The following is an 18,936-nucleotide window of genomic DNA, read 5'->3' as shown; positions in this document are numbered from 1 at the left end:
TTCAAGCAAGCCAACTTGTCGTCAAAATCGGTGTTGCAAAAACGGGAGTGACCATAGATTCCGTTTTCTGAGGCGACCCCCAGTATTCCGGCTTTCACGGCATCGTTATCCCCGGTACGTTGCGTGACTCTATCTTTGTGCTGGAAGGGCTTCTGGAGCAGCAGACGGGGCTGAATCCGGTGGAGATTATGACGGACACTGGAGGGTCCAGCGACATTATCTTTGGCCTGTTCTGGCTGCTGGGCTACCAGTTTTCGCCCCGCCTGGCAGATGCCGGTGAGGCGGTATTTTGGCGTGCAGATAAAAATGCGAACTACGGGGTACTGGATGAGCTGGCGCGGGGATGCGTTGAACTGTCAAAGATAGAAACCCAATGGGATGAAATGATGAGGGTTTCCGGTTCTCTGAAGCTGGGTACAGTCCACGCCTCAGAACTTGTGGGCTCGCTTTTAAAAAGTTCCCGTCCGTCAGGGCTGGCGCAGGCGATTATGGAGGTGGGACGGGTCAACAAGACGCTGTACCTCCTCAACTACATTGATGATGAAGAATATCGTCGCAGGATACTGACTCAGCTTAACCGGGGAGAAGGCCGTCACGCCGTGGCAAGGGCGATCTGTTACGGCCAACGTGGTGAGATTAGAAAACGTTACCGTGAGGGGCAGGAGGATCAACTGGGTGCGCTGGGGCTTGTCACTAACGCAGTTGTATTGTGGAACACGCTTTATATGCAGGAAGCGCTATCACATTTGCGCAGCGCTGGTGAGATCCCGGAAGACGAGCATATCTCACGCCTGTCGCCACTGATGTACGGTCATATCAACATGCTGGGACATTATACGTTCACGCTGCCGGAAAATATTCTGAAGGGAGAGTTGAGGCCATTAAATTTCAATTCAAACAATGAATTATTGCCTTAACGTGGTTTTTTACACGATTGAACCTCGAACCCCGGAACAGAGTGACCCGTGTTCGTCTGGCCGGCATTGATGCACCCGAAAAGAGCCAGCCCTTTGGCCAGCGCTCCCGTCAGGCTCTTTCATCGATGGTGGCGCAGCGAACCGTAACCGTCACGGGAGGAGATACGGATCGTTATGGACGGCTATTGGGTACGGTGTGGCTTGACGCTAAGGACGTGAATGCCGAACAGATCCGTAAGGGACTGGCCTGGGCGTACCGATATCACGGAAAACCCATCAAACCTGACTACGCTGCCCTCGAAGACGAAGCCAGACGTCTGGCAATCGGACTCTGGTCAGCCCCCGACCAGACAGAACCCTGGCGTTGGCGGAAGCAACATCAGGGATAAGGCTCTCTCAATGACGCCCTGAATCCGAACGTTGCCGACAGCAGGGGAAACCGATTACCTGTGCCTGTGTGAAAATGCCTGCATCCTGTGCTACGAGTTCTCACGATGCCAGGCGGCCGATTTGACTGCCAGTGCCAGTGCGCGTCCTTCTCCTTTCTTTTCCTGTTATACATAGCAACACGCAGATATATATTGACGGAAATAAAATGCACTTAAGTTAAAACTAATGGACATATCAGAACATAACCTATAAATTTATATATGTGCAGTAGAAACAAGTCTAATTAAATATATATCATTAACAATTTCCTCAGGAGTTCTAAAATGAATAAGAAGAGTGACAGAACCTTTCCTAAACCATTTTATTTTGCAGTCCTGTATGTAATAACGTTTTCCTTTTCTTACGCATGTTTATCTGAAATTCAACTAATTGTGTCAAATAATAATTCGCAAATTGATGCGGTGTGGCCATTAAACTGGATTACAGATCCGAACCAACGCATCTATGGTGCAGCTTTTTTAGGAGTGCTTATCTGCTGGGTTATTAATATTGTTTTCAACAAAGTTATTTTTACAAAGTATAAGAATTCGAGAAAACAATCCATCTGAAGCCCATACCTTTTAGGGATGGCGGACGCTTGTTCGCCACCTGAGCTATGCCACACGTTGTACTCCCTCAAAACCCTATCCCAAACTTTCCCTCGTTCAGCGCGTAGTTCTTTTCCTCATCATCCAGTACTCTGAGAGGAACTTTGTTTAGTTTGCACATGATACCCCCCATTTTGGTGGTTTGAACGTAAGATTACGGGTATTGATACCTTATTCAACTATTACTTTTATCCAGCTATTTGATACATAGTCGATACCGTTAATAATATCCACTGCATCGGTATCACATATTACTGTAGTTGTCCCGTAAAAAACACTAACCCATAAATATCACCCCTGAATATTTACGCTACAAACAGCTATTACTTTGTTGTCTTGTTGACGAGGTCTTTTGTACACATGCTGTCGAACGCTAAAATTTATGCTCAACGGAAATTTCGGCAGTTCCAGCGGCTACCGGTATAAACGGAGAATAATTATGCCGCGTGGCGGCATAAAGGCGCCAACAGATGTTAAATATTACACTGAAAGTGAGTGGCGCCGTTGCCCGGCGTAGCCGGTTACAGTTCTGATAGGTTCCACCAATCCATCCCTTCCCCCTGTTAAGCCATAATCCGCAAACAGGCTGTACAGAAAGCTATGTGCGCCGTCGGAGTGGTCACGACAAGGCTTAGCCGCAGTCGGGGCGTATCTCCGCGTTAGCGGGCCGTTAGGACCGCTTACGGGCGTGTTATCCTGGACCTGTCGACAGTATAAATTAAAGCAGCTCAGAATCTAGTTACAACATCCATCATTAAAAGCGATGTCTTCCGGCCCTTTGGGCCGGGTGGCGGCGCTTTTCAGTGGTGAGTTTGTGTGATGAGTTGAAGATTTGGAAGGTCAGTTACCAGATGTTGGCAGTTTATAAAGTTTTGCACCCTGCCCGCCATTTTTGGCGGGAGCTACTTTAAGGCGCAAAGCGCCTGAACCGAACCGGCGCGGACAGCGTCCGCTGCAAGGGCGGGCGTTATACACATGTCCACAGGACAGGTGCTGAATAGGTTTTATTTTTAAAAGTAAGTAATAACTGAAGTTTAAAAGAAAGAAGATCGGGTGTTTAAAAGGATCATCGTAGTTTGTAAAGAAACCATTTAGTGGTTTGAACGATATCCTTCCAGTGGATTGAAGCAATAGCCTCTTGTAGTTTGTGTGGATAAGTAGAAGAACAACGAAAAGCGGCGAAACATTGGGCGATCGGTCACAGAAATGTGTGACCAACCAAGGTCGGATTTTGTTTAAGTTTATTCACCCCGAGGTCTACAGGACGAGTATGTCATTCAGAGACCTGAAACAGGGACTTGGACAGGTGAAAACTGCAATACAAGCTGTAAAGCAGGCAGGCGTAAACCGGCGCCAGGGCACCAGGTCATATAGATTGTGTATTAGCAGGCGTTAAGTTGTGACGAGCAAGGCATCACCGAGTCGAGCATAATGGCCACGCGAGAGCTTCATTCGCTCAGTGACACGACGTTCTATCTCGTCGCGCACCGAATCAAGAGTACCGAAGAAGCGGCCCTTACTGATTTCTTTCTGGAGCTGCAGACGAACCAGTTGCTCAATCTCTTTACGCGTTCGGGGAGCATCCTTACGCGCCCTGTGCCGTTTCATGCCGTGTTCATAACGTGACTTATGATACTGTCGGAAGCGTTCACGCACGAATGACCAGGCTGCACTGATAAGTTCATCTGCACCGGCGCGAGGTAGCCCTTTCTTCTCACGTTGCTTGTTCTCCCACTCGATACGGCTGCGACGGGCTGCAGCAACTGCTTCCTCAGACACTCCCAGTACCTGCCACATCAGCGGCGTGAAAGTTATGTCTGTGGGGATATTGCAGCCAATTTCTTTGTCGTATTCGGTGTTATAGGTAATGAGATTGAGCTGAGCGAGAAACTTCAGAGCCCCCGTCAGGCGGGTGATCGACAGACGTTTTTTTTCCGTGGCCAGCCCGCAGCGAATGCTCATGGTAGTAAGCGATGAACCAACGCGATTAGCCAGGGGATTAAAATAATGGCACATTGCCTGAACAGCTGCTTCCAGAGCCCGTATGCGCAACACTGGAGGGCGCTTTTTGCGCTCACCACGGGCGATCAGCATAGCAACCAGAGCCTGAAACTCTGCACGCTGAGTGAAGCCAACAGCTTTCTCGCGAATTTTTTCACAGAATGGCAGGGTTTTCTTTCCCTTTTCAGGAATGAACTCTGGATTCGGATTTTTTACCTGGCGGTAAAGTGTAGTAGCTTCAGAATTCTGCTTACTCACTACTTCCTGCGCTTATGTTGCACAGAAGGAGTAAGCACGGAATCTCTTGTCTTTTTTCGCGCACGGGTTATACTCCCATACAGAAGCAACAACTTCTGCATGATTTGTTAAGGACCCCGTTAATCTCGCGATGCCGCCAAGTATCTAAGATTATCGGGGTTTTTGCTTTTCTGGGCTTAGTTAACTAACCTGCCAGAACCTGTCACCTTCTAAGGCGTGACAACCTAATAAATTCATTTATAACAATAAGTTCACCGACTTTATCACCACAACAATGCAGGATCAATTTTTAGGATCTCTCCAGCACCAGGATTAAGCTTCACTTCTGGAACGATGCGCTTCTGCGTCTCGTTTTAAGCTCTCGAAAAGCTCTAGTGGTACAAGATAAAACGCCGGCGCGCTACGATTCAGAATAGCAATAGCATCACCCTCTGCTGACTCGACAGTCCCTAACGGATCCCTTTTGAACTCCGTGATACCAGCGACTTTCGTGCAATGTATCGGATGTGCCATAACTCCTCCTGGTTTACAGATAGCACCTACGAATTATTGTATCGTAGCATACAATCAGACACTTAAAAGCATCATTAACTAATATTATGATCGCTGATCAAACTCAGTTAAGTGTAGTTTTACATGATATAGTACATCCGCACACAGAATATACCTCTAAAATTCAAATAGATACGGCCATTAGCGGATGATGTCTAAAATCATTTCTTCAAAAAAAAATTCCAACTTGCTCCTCAGGTCTTAAACCTGATTTCCAACAGCAGGGAACCTATGACAATCAAGAATGGTAGCCTGCAGTATGTAGCAGTAAACCAAGCCTTTCTTAGGTTATTAAAACTCCCTTATGATTATCCTATTGTAGGTAAAACATTAGACCAACTTCCTACATCCTTAGCTTACCTTTCACAGCGAATACACAATCAGGAAGAACTTGTTATGGAGCATGAAGACCAGTTCTCTTCAATCGTTACGCATCCAATAGGTGAGAGCAACTCTATACATGCTTTGTACTTCGAGTCCCGGCCCTATTATGACGATGAAGGGATCTGTTCCGGTACTATGCTTCAGGTAAGACCTGTTGATATTTTTGGACCAGATAGCTTACTGTCGGGAGACGTTCCCAAATCGTTGGTATATAGGGTACCGTCCGAGATATTTACTAATGCTGAATGGGAAGTCATTTTTTTAATATCTCTTAAATACAGCAGGAAAATTATGTCTCGGATATTAGGGACTTCTTTAAAAGCGGTAGAACACAGAATCAGCAGATGTCTGCAGAAAACCGGGACCGCGTCAGGGGCCGAGCTAATAGAAGTTTGCAAGAAGAATAACTGGGATGCCTATATCCCCCCTCGATTTTTAAAGCCGAGATTTCGATTATTCAGAGCTGATCCTGATGCGTATCTAGTTGACTCATCACTAAGCAAACAGTAGTCTTCAACAGTCATAGTAAATCCTGTGACCGGGCGTGAGAACCCGTATCTACACGTGCACATAGACACGCATAGCGTGTTTTTTTGTGTACTGAACCAGCACATCTGTGTAATGGCGGTTCAGGTAGGGCAACCGTAAGGTTGGCCGGTACCGTGTAGGCCGGTTTCTCACCCCTGCCTGGGCTGCCACCAGAGCGTGAGAACTCCGTGGTAGCCGATATCATATCTACACGGGAGCTTCATCTACAATGCTCAAGAACTTATCAAAGAATTCTCAATCCCCCTTAGCAAATAAACTTGGCTTTCAATGCCTTGTAGCTGATGTGTTCTCTAAACAGAACGCCCTAATCCATACCACATATCACAACATGTTCAATGGGGTTTCTCCCCATTAAGGGAGATGCATTTTACGCGTAAATTTATTACGTACTGATTTGCCAGGGGACTTCACAATGATTAATGAGAACACTATTAACGCCCTGCATAGCGTTTTTCCTGAACTTTCCAAAAAACAGTTAGAAATTGTGACTCTGTATGCACACGGAAATACATATGAATCCATTGCTGACATTTGCAATATCTCTGTTGAAACGGTCCGATCACATCTTAAGCGAAGCACTAAGGCTCTGAACTTAAAAAGCAACGATGCAATGCGGGCAGTAATATTGTCACGCTCATATTTTTTTATGATTTCATTAATGATCACAAATTAATCAAAAAATGCACCCCTTAAGGGTGCATTTTTAAGACTTGGACTATTTACACTTTACTTTGGTTTACTGGGATAGAATTATACGCGCAGACCTTTAAGTATTGCCGCCAATTTTACTTGAGGGTCTACCCTACAAGAGCATTCTGAGCTATGAGACCCCCAATACAGCAGGCAAACTTAAGTGTTTGTTAGTAAGACTGTTAGTCGTCATGGTTGAGTATGTTCGTCCCCGTTGAACATTGAATTATCCCGTCATGGATCAATTCTGCGCGAAGCGTTCAAAAATGAATATTGAGACTGTATGTAACCAACAATGGTATCTTGCTCTCTATATTACGGGGGGCAAAAATCGCGAGAAATTATTCGGCTGGCTACACGACAGGAGAATTACTCCCTGGACGCCATTATCCTTAACGAAAATACGTCGTGCTGATGCACCGCATGTTTTCAGAAAAAGGGTATCTGCAGTTTTTCCTGGATATTTTTTCCTAAAAGCCAATTTTGATGTTCAAAAGATAGATACTATTAGGGCGCACTCAGCCTTCTGCGATTTTGTGAAGTTCGGTAGCCAAATCACCCCAGTGAACACAAGGGTGGTTGAAGCATTAATGAAAAAATATCCCGACCCTACCCATCACCCTGCAGCAAGGGATGAACTGGAAGTTGCATCAAATATTTGGCTTACAAAAAGTCAGTACAAACGCCTGACACAGCTAGAAAAAATGGAACACCCAATATCCAGGACAGCGATGTTGTTCGATATGATCACCCATGCTGATGCATGGGGGTTTTGAAATGTAATTTACCGTAGCCTCTTAAACTGGCCTTAACCAGTTATCACTCCATCCCTTTTAGTTTCCCCCGTCTATGGGGGCTTTTTTTTGCACCGTTTTCCGGCAATGACGTCTGGGCTGGTCCTACCCGATGAACAACCTCTGTTCCTTTAACCAGCCAGCACTCAGGCTTCCTTCATTCTGGCGGAATGAAGGTACAGACGTCATTGCCAGAAACCGGAACCTAAGAGAGACAAACCATGCAATCCACCCAGGAACAGGTCAGCCATCTCTTGTGGTGCATTCTCGTTGCCTTACGTACGGCAGTCGAAAACCATCACATAACCTCAGAGCGTGGCAAACGTAGATTCATCACTGAATGGTTAAGCGGAGCAAGAAGAATACCGACATTCAAAGGAATGGGAAGCGAGTTCATGACTATCCGGCAGTTACTCGAAACCGAAAAAAAACGCTCCATTGATGCCGTACTGACTACGCTCTGGACGAACTCTGTATCAACCGGGAACTGCGATCTTTTTCGATTCCGGGCAGTACTTAATTCACTTCTAGGACTTGGTTGGAAACACTGCCTCTGCCCCTGGCCTGAACAAGTTGTCACCGAAATCATGGAGCGCCAGCGCACTCGGAAGAATCACATCCTGCAGCTCACTCGTATGGAAGAAGCATTTACCGCAACAGGCTCAATGATTTCACCTGTCACATTTCAACTCCTGCTGAAAAAAAACGAGGACGAAGAAGTTGAAAAGTCTTTCTATCTCGATCGTTTCTCTGTTGTTCGAGGCCGGGACACCTCGTTGTCTAAAGCTACTTTACGCACTCTCTATATCGGACATAGTACCCTGCCGGAAACCGCATGGGGAGCATGGGGAGATCGAGAAAATGTCGGCAGCGGTAATCTCTGGCGGCCAGACCTTCACTGACCGATAACAAAAGGAACAAACCATGAAGTTTCGACCATTCACCCGGGACGTCAGCGTGCATAAAATTGCCCTGCCCCTGTTAATACCGTCACTGTTGAGCAGCTGCACGGGATTTCAAAACCGTAATGTCGCACCAGACACCCCTGCACTCGTGTTTGTAGACGGTCAGATCAGCGACAGCGCTGATATAATCAAACAAACACAACGACGGATAGCGCCTCCGGCCGCTACACCTGTTCCCGTACGACAGTCGGCAACTGCAGCGCAGTTATCGAAGACCTCGCCTTTACCTCAACCAACAATGCTGGCTTCCTCCACAAGTAAATCCAGCGCACCTGGTTCAATCGCGAACCCATCACTGTCAACACTTACATTTATCGGCACACCGGGTCCCGTTGAAGTTCTGTCATTATCACCGGCGCGCAACCTCACACTCGAACAGTGGGTCAAACGTATCATTCCCACTGGCTGGGCACTCAACTACGAGAATGCACTGCGCCCTGTCCTGAATACCCGTATCGTCTCGGTATACACCAATGACCAGTGGACTAGGGTGCTCAACCGTTTGCTGGAAGAGCAATCAATCCAGGCGCAGGTGGACTGGAATCGTCATGCCGTCACACTGCAGCGAAAGGGTCAATCTGCTCAGTTAAAAACCTCTGCGTCGTCCACTGAAAACCGAACAACTCCTGCCCAGGCAGCCGGCGTACCGAAAAACCCATTCAGCGGCCCGGATTCAGCCCAACCAGTAACGCAGGCAACTGTTAAATCTCCGGCCCCTGTAACGACAAAATCGGCGCAGACACCGGTAGCGGTGAAACCGCAGCCAGTCACAGGACAACCGATCGCACCTGTGATTCAGGGCAAAACCTGGACGGCACCGGCTGGTACAACTCTGCGGGAAATGCTGATGAAATGGGCACAGGACACCCGCTGTGAATCTGGCGCTTCACCACACTGGACGGTTATATGGCCTGTCGCCGTGACGGATTATCGGCTTGATGCTCCGCTGACATTCCGCGGTTCATTTGAAACCATGCTCGGCCAAATGTTCGACCTTTACCGTACCGCACAGAAACCGCTTTATGCAGAAGCTTCCCGCATGCAGTGCGTGGTATCAGTCACAGACACTCCGGCAGGTCGATGATGGGCTGGGTCATACTGGCCATCGGTATGATATTTTTCCTTATCGCCGGTGATATAGATTCCCAGCGCAATCAGAACAGTCGGACAGCTATACAAACACAGAGCGGCCAGTTTTATGCATCCCAGTTCCTGACCATCGCTAATCGTGTTAATGACTGGCGTTACAAGACAGGTCAGAAGGAGGGCGCCATTCCAACCGATCAACTGGGTCTTCCCTTCACGCCCGACAGCCGAATCCAGTACCGGTTACTTCAGAGCAGATTGTGGATCTGGATGCCGGAACAACCTGGGCTCGTTGATGCATTACGGGCACAGAGTCGCGGTTCGGCACTTATCGGCACCATGAGAAGTGGCCAGCTAATCTGGCTCTCCGGTCTTGCCACCGGACTCACGGCACCACAGGGCGTTTCTGAAGGCGCCGTGGTTTACCTCAACTAATCCGGATTTTCCCCATGAAGAAAACCCTTTTGCGGCGCCTGCTGATGGCGTCCTGCTTTGCCATGCTCGCAGGCTGTACCTTCTCTGAAATCAACAAAATGCAGACGAAGGCTCAATCTGATGCCACGGTAGCCCGCGCGCAGGCGCAGCTGCCACGAACCCAACACCAACAACCACTGACCTGGACGGACCGGCAGTGGATTAACCCCAGCCCCATTCCTGTCGCCGTACGGGAAAGAAACCGCCAGGCTCCGTCCTGTAACATAACTCAGGCAAAAAAGAACATTACGCTGCAGGAACTGGCACAACGCATCACAGCTTTGTGCGGCACACCAGTCATATTTACTCCTGATGCCATTGATATCAGCCAGAGTAGCGTCAGCACCGGCGTCACACGCCAGATGAGTGGCTCACTCCCCCCCCCTGATGACAGTGGGCGGACACCACTGGCAAGCCTGGGTGGCGTAACCTCTCCGGCAACAGGCGGAACCAGCCAGCCCCTGAATCTCACCGGATTGATGTGGCAGGGCGATCTGGGCGGGCTTCTGGATCTGATGGCCAGCCGTAGCGGTCTCTACTGGCGAATGGATAATGGCACCATCGTTTTCTACCTGATGGAAACCCGGACCTATTCGTTGGCCATGCTGAATACCAAAACGTCCAGCACGTCGAGCGTCAGTTCAGGAACGACCAGCAGTATGGGGGCCACCAGTGGCACGGATAACTCCGCATCCGGGGAATCCACCACCTCCCAGAGCACAACTACCGGTCAGGAATACGATCTGTATGCTGATCTGCGCAAAGCTGTTGAGTCCATGCTGACTCCAAATAAAGGCCGCTACTGGCTGTCCTCGTCCAGCTCATCACTGATTGTGACGGATACACCTTCAGTACAGGCTGCCGTGGCCCGTTACGTGAACGAGCAGAATCTCATCATGAACCGGCAGGTAGCGCTGAATGTTGAAGTACTGAGCGTCGGTAATTCACGAAATGAAGATTTCCGGATTGACTGGAATCTGGTCTACAAGTCACTGCATTCAGCTGGCGCAACGCTTAATAACGCTACCGGGGATCTCTCTGGCGGTATATCTGCCGGCGCATCCATTCTTGATACCGCTACCGGTAATGCCGCGAAGTTTGCTGGCTCCAGCCTGCTGCTAAAAGCACTGTCCGAACAGGGTGATGTCAGCGTCGTCACCTCTCAGTCCAGCACCGTGACAAACCTGACGCCCGTGCCTATCCAGATGGCAGATCAGACGGTTTATGTGGCACAGTCGGCTACAACAACCACCACTGATGTTGGCGCCACCACAACTCTGACTCCGGGGATGATCACTACCGGGTTCAACATGACCCTCCTGCCGTTAATTCAGGAAACAGGTAATGTTCAGCTGCAGGTGAACTTCAATCTGTCTGATCCACCTACTATTCGTAACTTCACGTCAAAAGACGGCAACTCCTATATAGAGATGCCATATACCAAACTGCGCTCCCTGAGCCAGAAGGCAAACCTCCGGGCCGGGCAGTCGCTGATCCTCACCGGCTTTGATCAGAACAATACCTCCGTCAATAAGTCCGGTACCTTCACGCCAGGGAATCCGCTCCTGGGTGGAAGTCAGTCAGGTAAAAACGAGCGAACCACTTTGGTCATAGTGATCACGCCGACGTTCCCGCAGAACTCCGGAGGCTGAAATGAATGATGAGGCTTACCTGTTTACAATCCGGGATGGAAAATCTCGCAGCCGTTACTGGCTGGCGGGAATGGACTGGGCACCAAAGGAAAGGCAGAAATTCCGGCTACCGTCATTTCAACTGAGAAAAGCACGGCCCGCCAGTACAGCAGGTATCGGTGTTAATGCTTCCAGTGAACGAATAAATGGACGGGACAGGCAGCAACAGGTAGTTGGGGGCGGCCGATTGCCAGCCCGTCATCGCCGGCATCAGCTTTACTCACTGGCGCTCGCTTTTTGTGCCAGTACACGAAACGGATATGGTATTTACCGACTGAATAGTACTGATTTCGTGTTTCTGGCCAGCATCAATGGTTTGCCTGCCGTCACCGCCGATAAAACGGGGGGCGCAGACAAAATGCAAACGCTGCTGACACTGTTCCTGAGCATGAATGAACCGCCGTCAGAAGGATGGAAGTGTCTGGCCACAGTGGACACCCCGCTTGAAGCCAACAGTCTCTTTACCGGACTCTCTGCGCGTAGACGACAGCAATGCCGTGTACATGTTGATGGACTGCAAAGACAACGCTGGTTTTTAGCCAGCGCGATATTGCTGATGGGTACATTTGGCATTACCTGGTGGCAGGCTGCCACACCACCAGAGGAGCCGACGCTCACCGCCGAGGAAATCCAGGCCAGGGCCCGCGCGATGTTTGCCACCCAGGTAAAACCTCAATCTCTGCCTCACCCCTGGGCACACGAAGTCACGGCTACGGATCTTCTCAACGATTGTCAGAGACGGACCGATCCGGCGAAGTATGTTCTGGAAAGCTGGAAGCTGACATCCGGAACCTGTTCACCTGATGGGATAACACTTCTGTACCAGATTATGCCGGGCGGTACAGTAGAGGGATTCCTGGCCCGCGCCCGGGAAGTTTTCGGTGTCACACCTGTATTCAATCTGAAAGAGGGGGGGCGGGAAGCCAGGGTTACACTGGCTCCCCCTGACAGCCCACTCAAAGATGAAGCCGTGCCGAGCAGCTCAACGCAGTTCATCCGTATCCTCTCCTGGTTCCAGCGACAGCAGGTCATGCTCAACATCACTGATGTAGCTGCACCTCCAGTCCTGCCAGGGGCGAACGGAGAGCCGCCTCCCGTGCAGGACTGGCAGGAATACGTGTTTAGTTTCTCCGCTCCCCTCCCCTCCATCATGTTATTCGACGGTCTGGATGAAACTGGTATCCGACTAACCCGAATCTCTTTCGAGCTGAATGGCAGTGCGTTCAGCTATACCACTGAAGGTAAAATTTATGCGTCAGCAAAGTAACTTTCTGCGACAGGCGACACTCTGGCTCCTGCTGCCAGTATTCAGTCCATTACCTGTTCAGGCCTCTCAGTCAACTAACCAGCAGGTATCACAACCAGCCGAAGTGACAAAAGGTCAGCTTGAGCAACTGCATATCCGAAACATCATCCTCCAGGCAGAAGTGCAGGGGGCGCAACTTCAGCGCCAGCTGGAGGAAAACCAAGCCGGTGCCGGTACCGTCGCCCCTTCCCTTCCTGGAGCTATCGTCGGTGAGACTTCACTGCCCGGCCAACCTGCACGCACAGTTCCCGCAAATAATCGTCCTGTCGTGCTGGAAATCAACGGTCGCGACCAAAAACTCCGCGCCACACTACAACTACCATCAGGACAGTCACTGGTTGTATCGCCGGGGAGCCGTATTCCTGGTCTGGAGAGCACTGTCAGGAGTATTACGCTTGCCGGTGTCACACTCAGCGATGGCACTCTGCTTGCTTTCGGAGACTAACCATGAACGCTATTACTGCAGAATCCCTCCTGCTGTTTGATGACGGAGAAAAGAAAGAAATCCTTATCGACACCAACCAGCGAGGCGACCCAGGTGTACAGGCCGCGCTGATGGATTTAATGAATAAGCATCCAGGGATCAAACATCGTTTTGTTACTCTCTCGGACTTACGTGAGGCGAAAAAAAACCAGGCTGCTCAACCTCAGGCCAGCGATAAGGCTGGTTTGACGCTGGCAGATCTGGGTGGCGACAGCAGCCACAGTGAGCAACGGATCCTGAACTATTTCTCAGTGGCCAGAAAGCTCGGCTCCTCAGATATTCACTTCCTGATTTCAGACTCGCTCTTCCAGGTCAAAATGCGGGTTCACGGCTATTTACATGTGGTGGATGAACGTCAGAGAGAGGAAGGAATGTCCCTCTGTGCCACCTGTATTCTCTCTATGTCGGATGTGTCAGAAACCAGTTTCTACCCACACCGTGAGCAGGATGCACGACTCTCTCCAGCCATGATGCGGAAAATAGGCCTGTTTGGTGCCCGCTACAGCCACCGTCCAACTGGCGATGGTCTGATTGCGGTAATGCGCCTTATCCCGGATGACGGCAATAACGTACCTGACTTTCTACAACTGGGGTATTTGCCCGAACAAATCAAGCTACTGATACGCATGATTGACCGCCCTGAAGGGAAAATCATTCTCTCGGGACCTACCGGTTCTGGTAAGTCCACTACGCTGCGTACCGCCTGTCGGGTATACCTCGATACCAACCCCGGGCAACACCTTCTGACCATTGAAGATCCGCTTGAGGGACAGGTCGTGGGTGCTGTTCAGACCCCGATCATCTGCGACAAATCTGATGAAGAAGCAGTACATATCGCCTGGGGAAAAGCCATCTCGTCAGCTTTGCGACTGGACCCTGACTCAATCATGATGCAGGAAATGCGCGACCTTATCTCGATGCTGGCCACCATTTATGCCGCCCAGACCGGACACCTGGTGATGACTACGCTACACACAAACTCTGCACTCGGTATCCCGGAACGCATGGTTACGCTCGGCATTAACGAAAATCTGCTGTGTGATGCCCAGTTATTGATTGGACTTATCAGCCAGCGCCTGGTGCCCACGCTATGTCCTGAATGTCGTATATCCTGGCAGGATAAGGTCGCCAGCCTGACTCTCGAGGAAAAGGACTGGCTGGAGAAATACTGCAACATTGAAGGTATCTGTTCGACCGATAAGCTCTATTTCCACAACCCAGAGGGATGTGAAGCATGTACACAAGTGGTGGAGATAAACGGTCAGGTTCGCGGTAAAGTCGGTCAGGGGATCAGGGGGCGTACCGTCATTGCCGAGGTTATCGAGACCAATAACCGTCTTTTTAAGCTGCTGAAAACAGACGGCAAAGTCGCGGCGCGCCAATACTGGATAAATCACATGCAGGGGATCAGCCGTGTCCGGCACGTCCTGCATAAAATCAACGAAGGACTGGTCGACCCGCTGATGGCCAACCGTATCATTCCGCTCGATGAAGATGAACGTCTGGAGGTGGATGATGCGTGAAATGCACGTCCTGAAACGACTCCGATATACCCTGGTTCGCAAGACGTTCAGCGGTCGATACCGTGTTCAGTTCTATGATGCCCTGCGATTTCTGATTGAAAACCAGCAACAACTTAAGCCTTCACTGGAGAAAATGCGCAATGCTTGGACAAACTTCGGCCAGAACTGGCATCCCTACGTTGAGCTGACGGATGACTGTGTTGATGCCTTAAGGGAAAACAGCGGGGAAAAAACGCTGGAGCGTACGCTCTCCCGATGGCTACCGGCCGCAGAAGCGTCCGTCATAAGCGCAGGCATACGCAGTGAGTCACTACCACGCGCGCTAAGATACGCCTGTGCTCTGACCAGCGCCGGTAAGCGTATTCGTGCTGCAGTATGGCAGATGGCCATCTATCCGATCGGCTTTGCCATCATGATGGCCAGCACCATTTATGTGCTGAATACTGAGTTACTTCCCACGTTGACAGAAATCAGCCCGCCAGAGAACTGGACCGGTGCACTCGGCTTTCTTTATGGTATCTCGCTGTATTTCAGTGAATATGGCGTAATAACTGCCATCGCTACTATCGCATCAACTATCTGGACTATCTGGTCACTCCCCCGCTGGCACCGCCCCGACAAACTTCGCCGTGCATTCGACGGTCTGATGCCATGGTCGGTTTATAAGGATATTCAGGGTGCAACTTTCCTGTTGAACATCGGTGCACTACTGCAGTCCGGTGTCAAAACTAAAGACGCGCTGGAGATTCTGCAGGAAACGGCATCCCCCTGGCTTGCTGTGCGTATCGAAGCAATTACCGAACACGTTCGTGAAGGTAAACATTTCGGGCTGGCCCTGAAAGATTGCGGTTATGACTTTCCGTCGCAGGAAGCTGCCAACTTTCTCTCCCTTCTACAGGGGGACGGCGATGATGAAATCATAATTAACTACGGCCAGCGCTGGCTTGAACAAACTCTGGAGCGAGTAGCAAAACGTGCAGTCGTTATCCGCGGTCTCATGTTCCTGGCAATGATCCTGATGCTTTTGCTTCTGGTCCTTGTCGTTATGGATATCAATGCCCTTAACAGCTCGTCGGGCGCTTTTTAAACGAGGAAAAATCATGCAATTTAATTCCGAATCAACTTCTCAGACATACAAACCGGTTAAGACAGTGTTGCACCATCGAGGCTGGGGGTTTCTGGAACAGGGGAGTATTGCCCTGATCGTCCTGGTCGTCATCGGCCTTGTGCTGGCGGGATACTTCGCCCTCAAAAATAACGTCAACGTGGGTAAGGAATCATCGAATATTCAATCTCTCATCACCAGTACACAAAACCTGCTGAAAGGGGGAGATGGTTACACATTCACTTCCGGAGCCAAAATGATGGGCGCGCTTATCCAGATGAAAGTCCAGCCTAAAAGTATGACTGTACGGGGTACAGCCTCTTCAGGGACTGCCACACTTTACAATGGATGGGGTGGTGCAGTGACACTGTCACCTGTAACCGTGTCTGGATTCTCAAACGGATTCTCATTGACCTACGAAATGGTTCCTCAGGATGCCTGCGTCTCGCTCGCCACACAGCTCAGCCGAGCCAAAATTGCTGATGCCATTACCGTCAACTCCACGGCACACAGTGATGGAATCGTGACAACCGAAGAAGCCAGCGCACAATGCACAGCTGACAATGGGAGTACCGGTACTAACAAGCTGATCTTCACGCTTAACAGCTAAGGAGACGATATGCGGAGGGAACGCATTCTCTCCTGCTACCTGGCAATGATGCTGCTCATTTTTTCCCTTTCCCCAGGTCCATTGATGGCCAGTTCGAACTCCCCTCCTGATACGTTTGATGCCTGCTTTAATAGTGCCGGTGCCCGATACCAGATAGAGCCACTGCTGCTTAAGGCAATGGCCAAAGGGGAGTCCTGGCTCCGACCATGGGTCACAAACACTAACAGGGATAAAAAGGGCAATCCGGTCAGCACGGACTATGGGTTGATGCAGATAAATTCAACCCATGTGCCAAAGCTCATCCGAATGGGCATCATCCAGAGTGCAGAAGACCTGCTGAAACGACCCTGTCTGAATATTCAGATCGGGGCGTGGATACTGGCCAGCCACTTTCAGGTATGTGGTGTGACATGGAATTGCCTCGGGTCTTACAACGCTGGATTTCGTAAGGACAGGCACGAAACTCGCGAACAGTATGCCAACCGTATCTGGGGGTTCTATCTGGAACTGAAAGGCCTTCGAGTCTGTCGGCAGGAGAAAGGAAAGCGAATATGCGAACCATCATAGTCACCAGCCTGGCAACAGCATGGAGCCTGCCGTTACTGCTGGGTTTTGCGCTAATTGGCAGATGCCTGATGTGGAGAGTACTCGACTTTCTGGAAGATACCACTGCTCATAGTAAGGAGCGGAACTCGCTTCTAACTGCTGGGATTTGGCTTTTCGCCACGTTCAGTATGATCGCTGCCCTGTCACCGACTCCAATTGCCGATCGGGCTGCTGCCATCATGATGATGGGCTTCCTGCTTCAGTCCGGTATCACCGACGCAGTCAGTGGATATTTGCCACGTACTTTCACAGCACGTCTGTTACTTGGAGGACTTATTTGGGGAGTAACAAAAGACGTTTCGATTGCAGGTGTATATACGCAATTGGTGGAAATCGCTGTGGTGGGCGGCCTGATGACGTTGCTGAGTATCCTGATAAACCGGGGCGATCAGCGTCTTGGTCGGGGAGATTTATGGCTGATAACAGGTCTGACGGCCTGGATGGGGGGGAAAGATGCAGCACTGGCCACTCTGTTTGGTGCTGCAGCCTTTATGCTCTGGCTGCTAACCTGGCATTTGTCCGGAAAAAAAGAGGGGCCCCTTGGCCCCTGGTTGTGTCTTAGCGGGAGTCTCTTCCAGTTATCCAATCTGTATCAACCTGTATGGATATCAATCTTATGAAAAAGCACGATCGTGGCTGGGCGAATCTTGATGTTGCTCTGGCGCTCATAGTTGTGATGGCAATGACCGTCTTTGGACTCACTAAATACAAAGACTGGCAGCAGGAGAAAAACTGGCAGGTTGAAGCCTCCCATATCAGTACATACGCAGCTGCTGCACGGGGATACGTCGGTCGTAACTACGCCACTTTGTTAAGCGCAACCAGTACCACCGCGCCGACAGTGATAACTACGGCCATGCTTAAAAACACGGGTTTCCTGCCGTCCGGTTTCACCGAAACAAACAGTCAGGGTCAGCGTTTGAACACTTATCTGGTCAGGAATGGGCAAAACACGGAGTTACTACAGGGCATGGTAGTATCCAGCGGTGGCAGTGTATACCCGGACAAGGCATTGAGGCTGATATCAAGGGATATCAAAACCGGTTTCGGGGGCTACATTGATGATGGTAAAACCGCCACAGGTGCCCTGCGTTCTTGGAAAATCCTGCTGAGCAGTTACGGTGCCACCTCTGGTAATGGACATATTGCAGTACTCCTCTCAACAGATGAGCTGTCTGGTGCGCAGGAGGACAACGACAGGCTGTACCGTTTTCAGGTAAATGGGCGTCCCGATCTGAATAAAATGCACACTGCTATCGACATGGGTGGTAACAACCTGAACAGTGTCGGCACCATTAATGGCCAGACTGGAACATTTAGCGGAAACGTCAGTGGGTCAAACGGTATTTTTACCAGTAATGTCAGCGGTGCAAACGGTAGTTTCACCCAAAACATTACAGCCGGAGCACAGGTAAAAGGAGCAACGGTCCGTGCCGACAGCGACATTAGCGCCGGACGCAATATTACGGCAACTAACGAGGTTTCTGGTGCCACAGTCAAAGCAACAGGCAACTTGTCAGCAGGTGGGGTTTTGCAGTTGGATCGGATCAATGTTGCAGGCATCGCTTGTTACCCGAATGGGCAGATAAGCCGCGATGCCAATGGCGGCGTACTTTCCTGTCAATCCGGTGCGTGGACGTCCAGCGGCAAGGTATCAGCATTTGAAATGATTCAAGGAAATGATGCTTGTGGCAAATACGTCTACTCAAAAGCCTACTGTCCTGCCGGAAAACAATTGATTTCGGGTGGCTGGGTTCTCTCAAACTGGACAGGTGGTAACGGGTGGAACGCCCCAGATTCCTCAATGCCATCACCATCAGATAATGCCTGGCAACTTGTTACTGGAGGTGGTGTTACGGGTGGAACGTGTATGCGCGCAATAGCGTGGTGTGCTAAAAATTAAC

General features: G+C 50.1%; 18 protein-coding genes and 1 pseudogene. 18 read left to right on the top strand and 1 reads right to left on the bottom strand.

The features are described from left to right. Positions 1-80 precede the first annotated feature (80 nt). The 3 genes and pseudogenes from E4Z61_RS00165 to E4Z61_RS00155 form a co-directional block, all read left to right on the top strand. A pseudogene (locus tag E4Z61_RS00165) lies at positions 81-917 on the top strand (Tn3 family transposase); the annotation flags it as partial. A gap of 41 nt (positions 918-958) precedes the next feature. Further along, complete coding sequence (locus tag E4Z61_RS00160; RefSeq protein ID WP_227525328.1) at positions 959-1,306, top strand: thermonuclease family protein; 348 nt, start codon at positions 959-961, stop codon at positions 1,304-1,306. 324 nt (positions 1,307-1,630) lie between these two features. Continuing rightward, the gene (locus tag E4Z61_RS00155; protein ID WP_053389728.1) at positions 1,631-1,915 is read left to right on the top strand and encodes a hypothetical protein; all 285 of its coding nucleotides are present in this window, start codon (positions 1,631-1,633) and stop codon (positions 1,913-1,915) included. A 1,431-nt stretch (positions 1,916-3,346) separates the two neighbouring features. On the opposite strand, the gene repA is transcribed toward E4Z61_RS00155, so the two are convergent. Then, positions 3,347-4,213, bottom strand: coding sequence for a plasmid replication initiator RepA (gene repA, locus E4Z61_RS00150; protein ID WP_048227619.1), 867 nt, complete (start codon positions 4,211-4,213; stop codon positions 3,347-3,349). A gap of 759 nt (positions 4,214-4,972) precedes the next feature. On the opposite strand from repA, the gene E4Z61_RS24300 reads away from it, so the two are divergent. From E4Z61_RS24300 to pilV, 15 genes are all read left to right on the top strand, one after another. Continuing rightward, positions 4,973-5,659, top strand: a complete 687-nt coding sequence (locus tag E4Z61_RS24300; protein WP_282100814.1) for a helix-turn-helix transcriptional regulator — start codon at positions 4,973-4,975, stop codon at positions 5,657-5,659. 451 nt (positions 5,660-6,110) lie between these two features. Further along, on the top strand, positions 6,111-6,371 hold the full coding sequence (locus E4Z61_RS00135) for a helix-turn-helix transcriptional regulator (protein WP_048227622.1): 261 nt from the start codon (positions 6,111-6,113) through the stop codon (positions 6,369-6,371). 283 nt (positions 6,372-6,654) lie between these two features. Then, a complete protein-coding gene (locus E4Z61_RS00130; protein ID WP_048227623.1) occupies positions 6,655-7,164 on the top strand; it encodes a transcription termination/antitermination NusG family protein in 510 nt (169 codons plus the stop codon). A gap of 239 nt (positions 7,165-7,403) precedes the next feature. After that, entirely contained in the window at positions 7,404-8,084 is a 681-nt protein-coding gene (locus E4Z61_RS00125; RefSeq protein WP_048227624.1) for a hypothetical protein, read from the top strand. 22 nt (positions 8,085-8,106) lie between these two features. Further along, positions 8,107-9,231 (top strand): TcpQ domain-containing protein, encoded by a 1,125-nt coding sequence (locus E4Z61_RS00120; RefSeq protein WP_058687258.1) that lies wholly within the window; start codon positions 8,107-8,109, stop codon positions 9,229-9,231. Beyond that, positions 9,228-9,668 (top strand): type IV pilus biogenesis protein PilM, encoded by a 441-nt coding sequence (pilM, locus tag E4Z61_RS00115; protein ID WP_224773767.1) that lies wholly within the window; start codon positions 9,228-9,230, stop codon positions 9,666-9,668. Before E4Z61_RS00120 ends, pilM begins: the two co-directional genes overlap by 4 nt. A 14-nt stretch (positions 9,669-9,682) precedes the next feature. Beyond that, entirely contained in the window at positions 9,683-11,359 is a 1,677-nt protein-coding gene (pilN, locus tag E4Z61_RS00110) for a PilN family type IVB pilus formation outer membrane protein (RefSeq protein WP_048227625.1), read from the top strand. 1 nt (position 11,360) lies between these two features. After that, a complete protein-coding gene (pilO2, locus tag E4Z61_RS00105; RefSeq protein ID WP_048227626.1) occupies positions 11,361-12,665 on the top strand; it encodes a type 4b pilus protein PilO2 in 1,305 nt (434 codons plus the stop codon). Continuing rightward, entirely contained in the window at positions 12,649-13,149 is a 501-nt protein-coding gene (gene pilP, locus E4Z61_RS00100) for a type IV pilus biogenesis protein PilP (protein WP_053069306.1), read from the top strand. Before pilO2 ends, pilP begins: the two co-directional genes overlap by 17 nt. A gap of 2 nt (positions 13,150-13,151) precedes the next feature. Further along, entirely contained in the window at positions 13,152-14,711 is a 1,560-nt protein-coding gene (locus tag E4Z61_RS00095; RefSeq protein ID WP_048227627.1) for a GspE/PulE family protein, read from the top strand. Continuing rightward, on the top strand, positions 14,704-15,798 hold the full coding sequence (locus tag E4Z61_RS00090; protein ID WP_040231337.1) for a type II secretion system F family protein: 1,095 nt from the start codon (positions 14,704-14,706) through the stop codon (positions 15,796-15,798). The genes E4Z61_RS00095 and E4Z61_RS00090 overlap by 8 nt, the downstream gene beginning before the upstream one ends. Before the next feature lie 13 nt (positions 15,799-15,811). Next, positions 15,812-16,426, top strand: a complete 615-nt coding sequence (locus E4Z61_RS00085) for a type 4 pilus major pilin (RefSeq protein WP_052463753.1) — start codon at positions 15,812-15,814, stop codon at positions 16,424-16,426. Positions 16,427-16,510: 84 nt separating this feature from the next. Further along, positions 16,511-16,993 carry a lytic transglycosylase domain-containing protein gene (locus tag E4Z61_RS00080; protein ID WP_069325157.1) on the top strand — a complete coding sequence of 161 codons (483 nt, stop codon included), beginning with the start codon at positions 16,511-16,513 and terminating at the stop codon, positions 16,991-16,993. Further along, a complete protein-coding gene (locus E4Z61_RS00075) occupies positions 16,978-17,652 on the top strand; it encodes a prepilin peptidase (RefSeq protein WP_053389052.1) in 675 nt (224 codons plus the stop codon). Before E4Z61_RS00080 ends, E4Z61_RS00075 begins: the two co-directional genes overlap by 16 nt. Further along, a complete protein-coding gene (gene pilV, locus E4Z61_RS00070; protein WP_376741063.1) occupies positions 17,634-18,935 on the top strand; it encodes a shufflon system plasmid conjugative transfer pilus tip adhesin PilV in 1,302 nt (433 codons plus the stop codon). The genes E4Z61_RS00075 and pilV overlap by 19 nt, the downstream gene beginning before the upstream one ends. Position 18,936: the final 1 nt, after the last annotated feature.

Source organism: Citrobacter tructae (assembly GCF_004684345.1).
Taxonomy (GTDB): domain Bacteria; phylum Pseudomonadota; class Gammaproteobacteria; order Enterobacterales; family Enterobacteriaceae; genus Citrobacter; species Citrobacter tructae.
The sequence above is the reverse complement of the archived record's forward strand: the minus strand, read 5'-3'. Positions and strand labels throughout refer to the sequence as shown.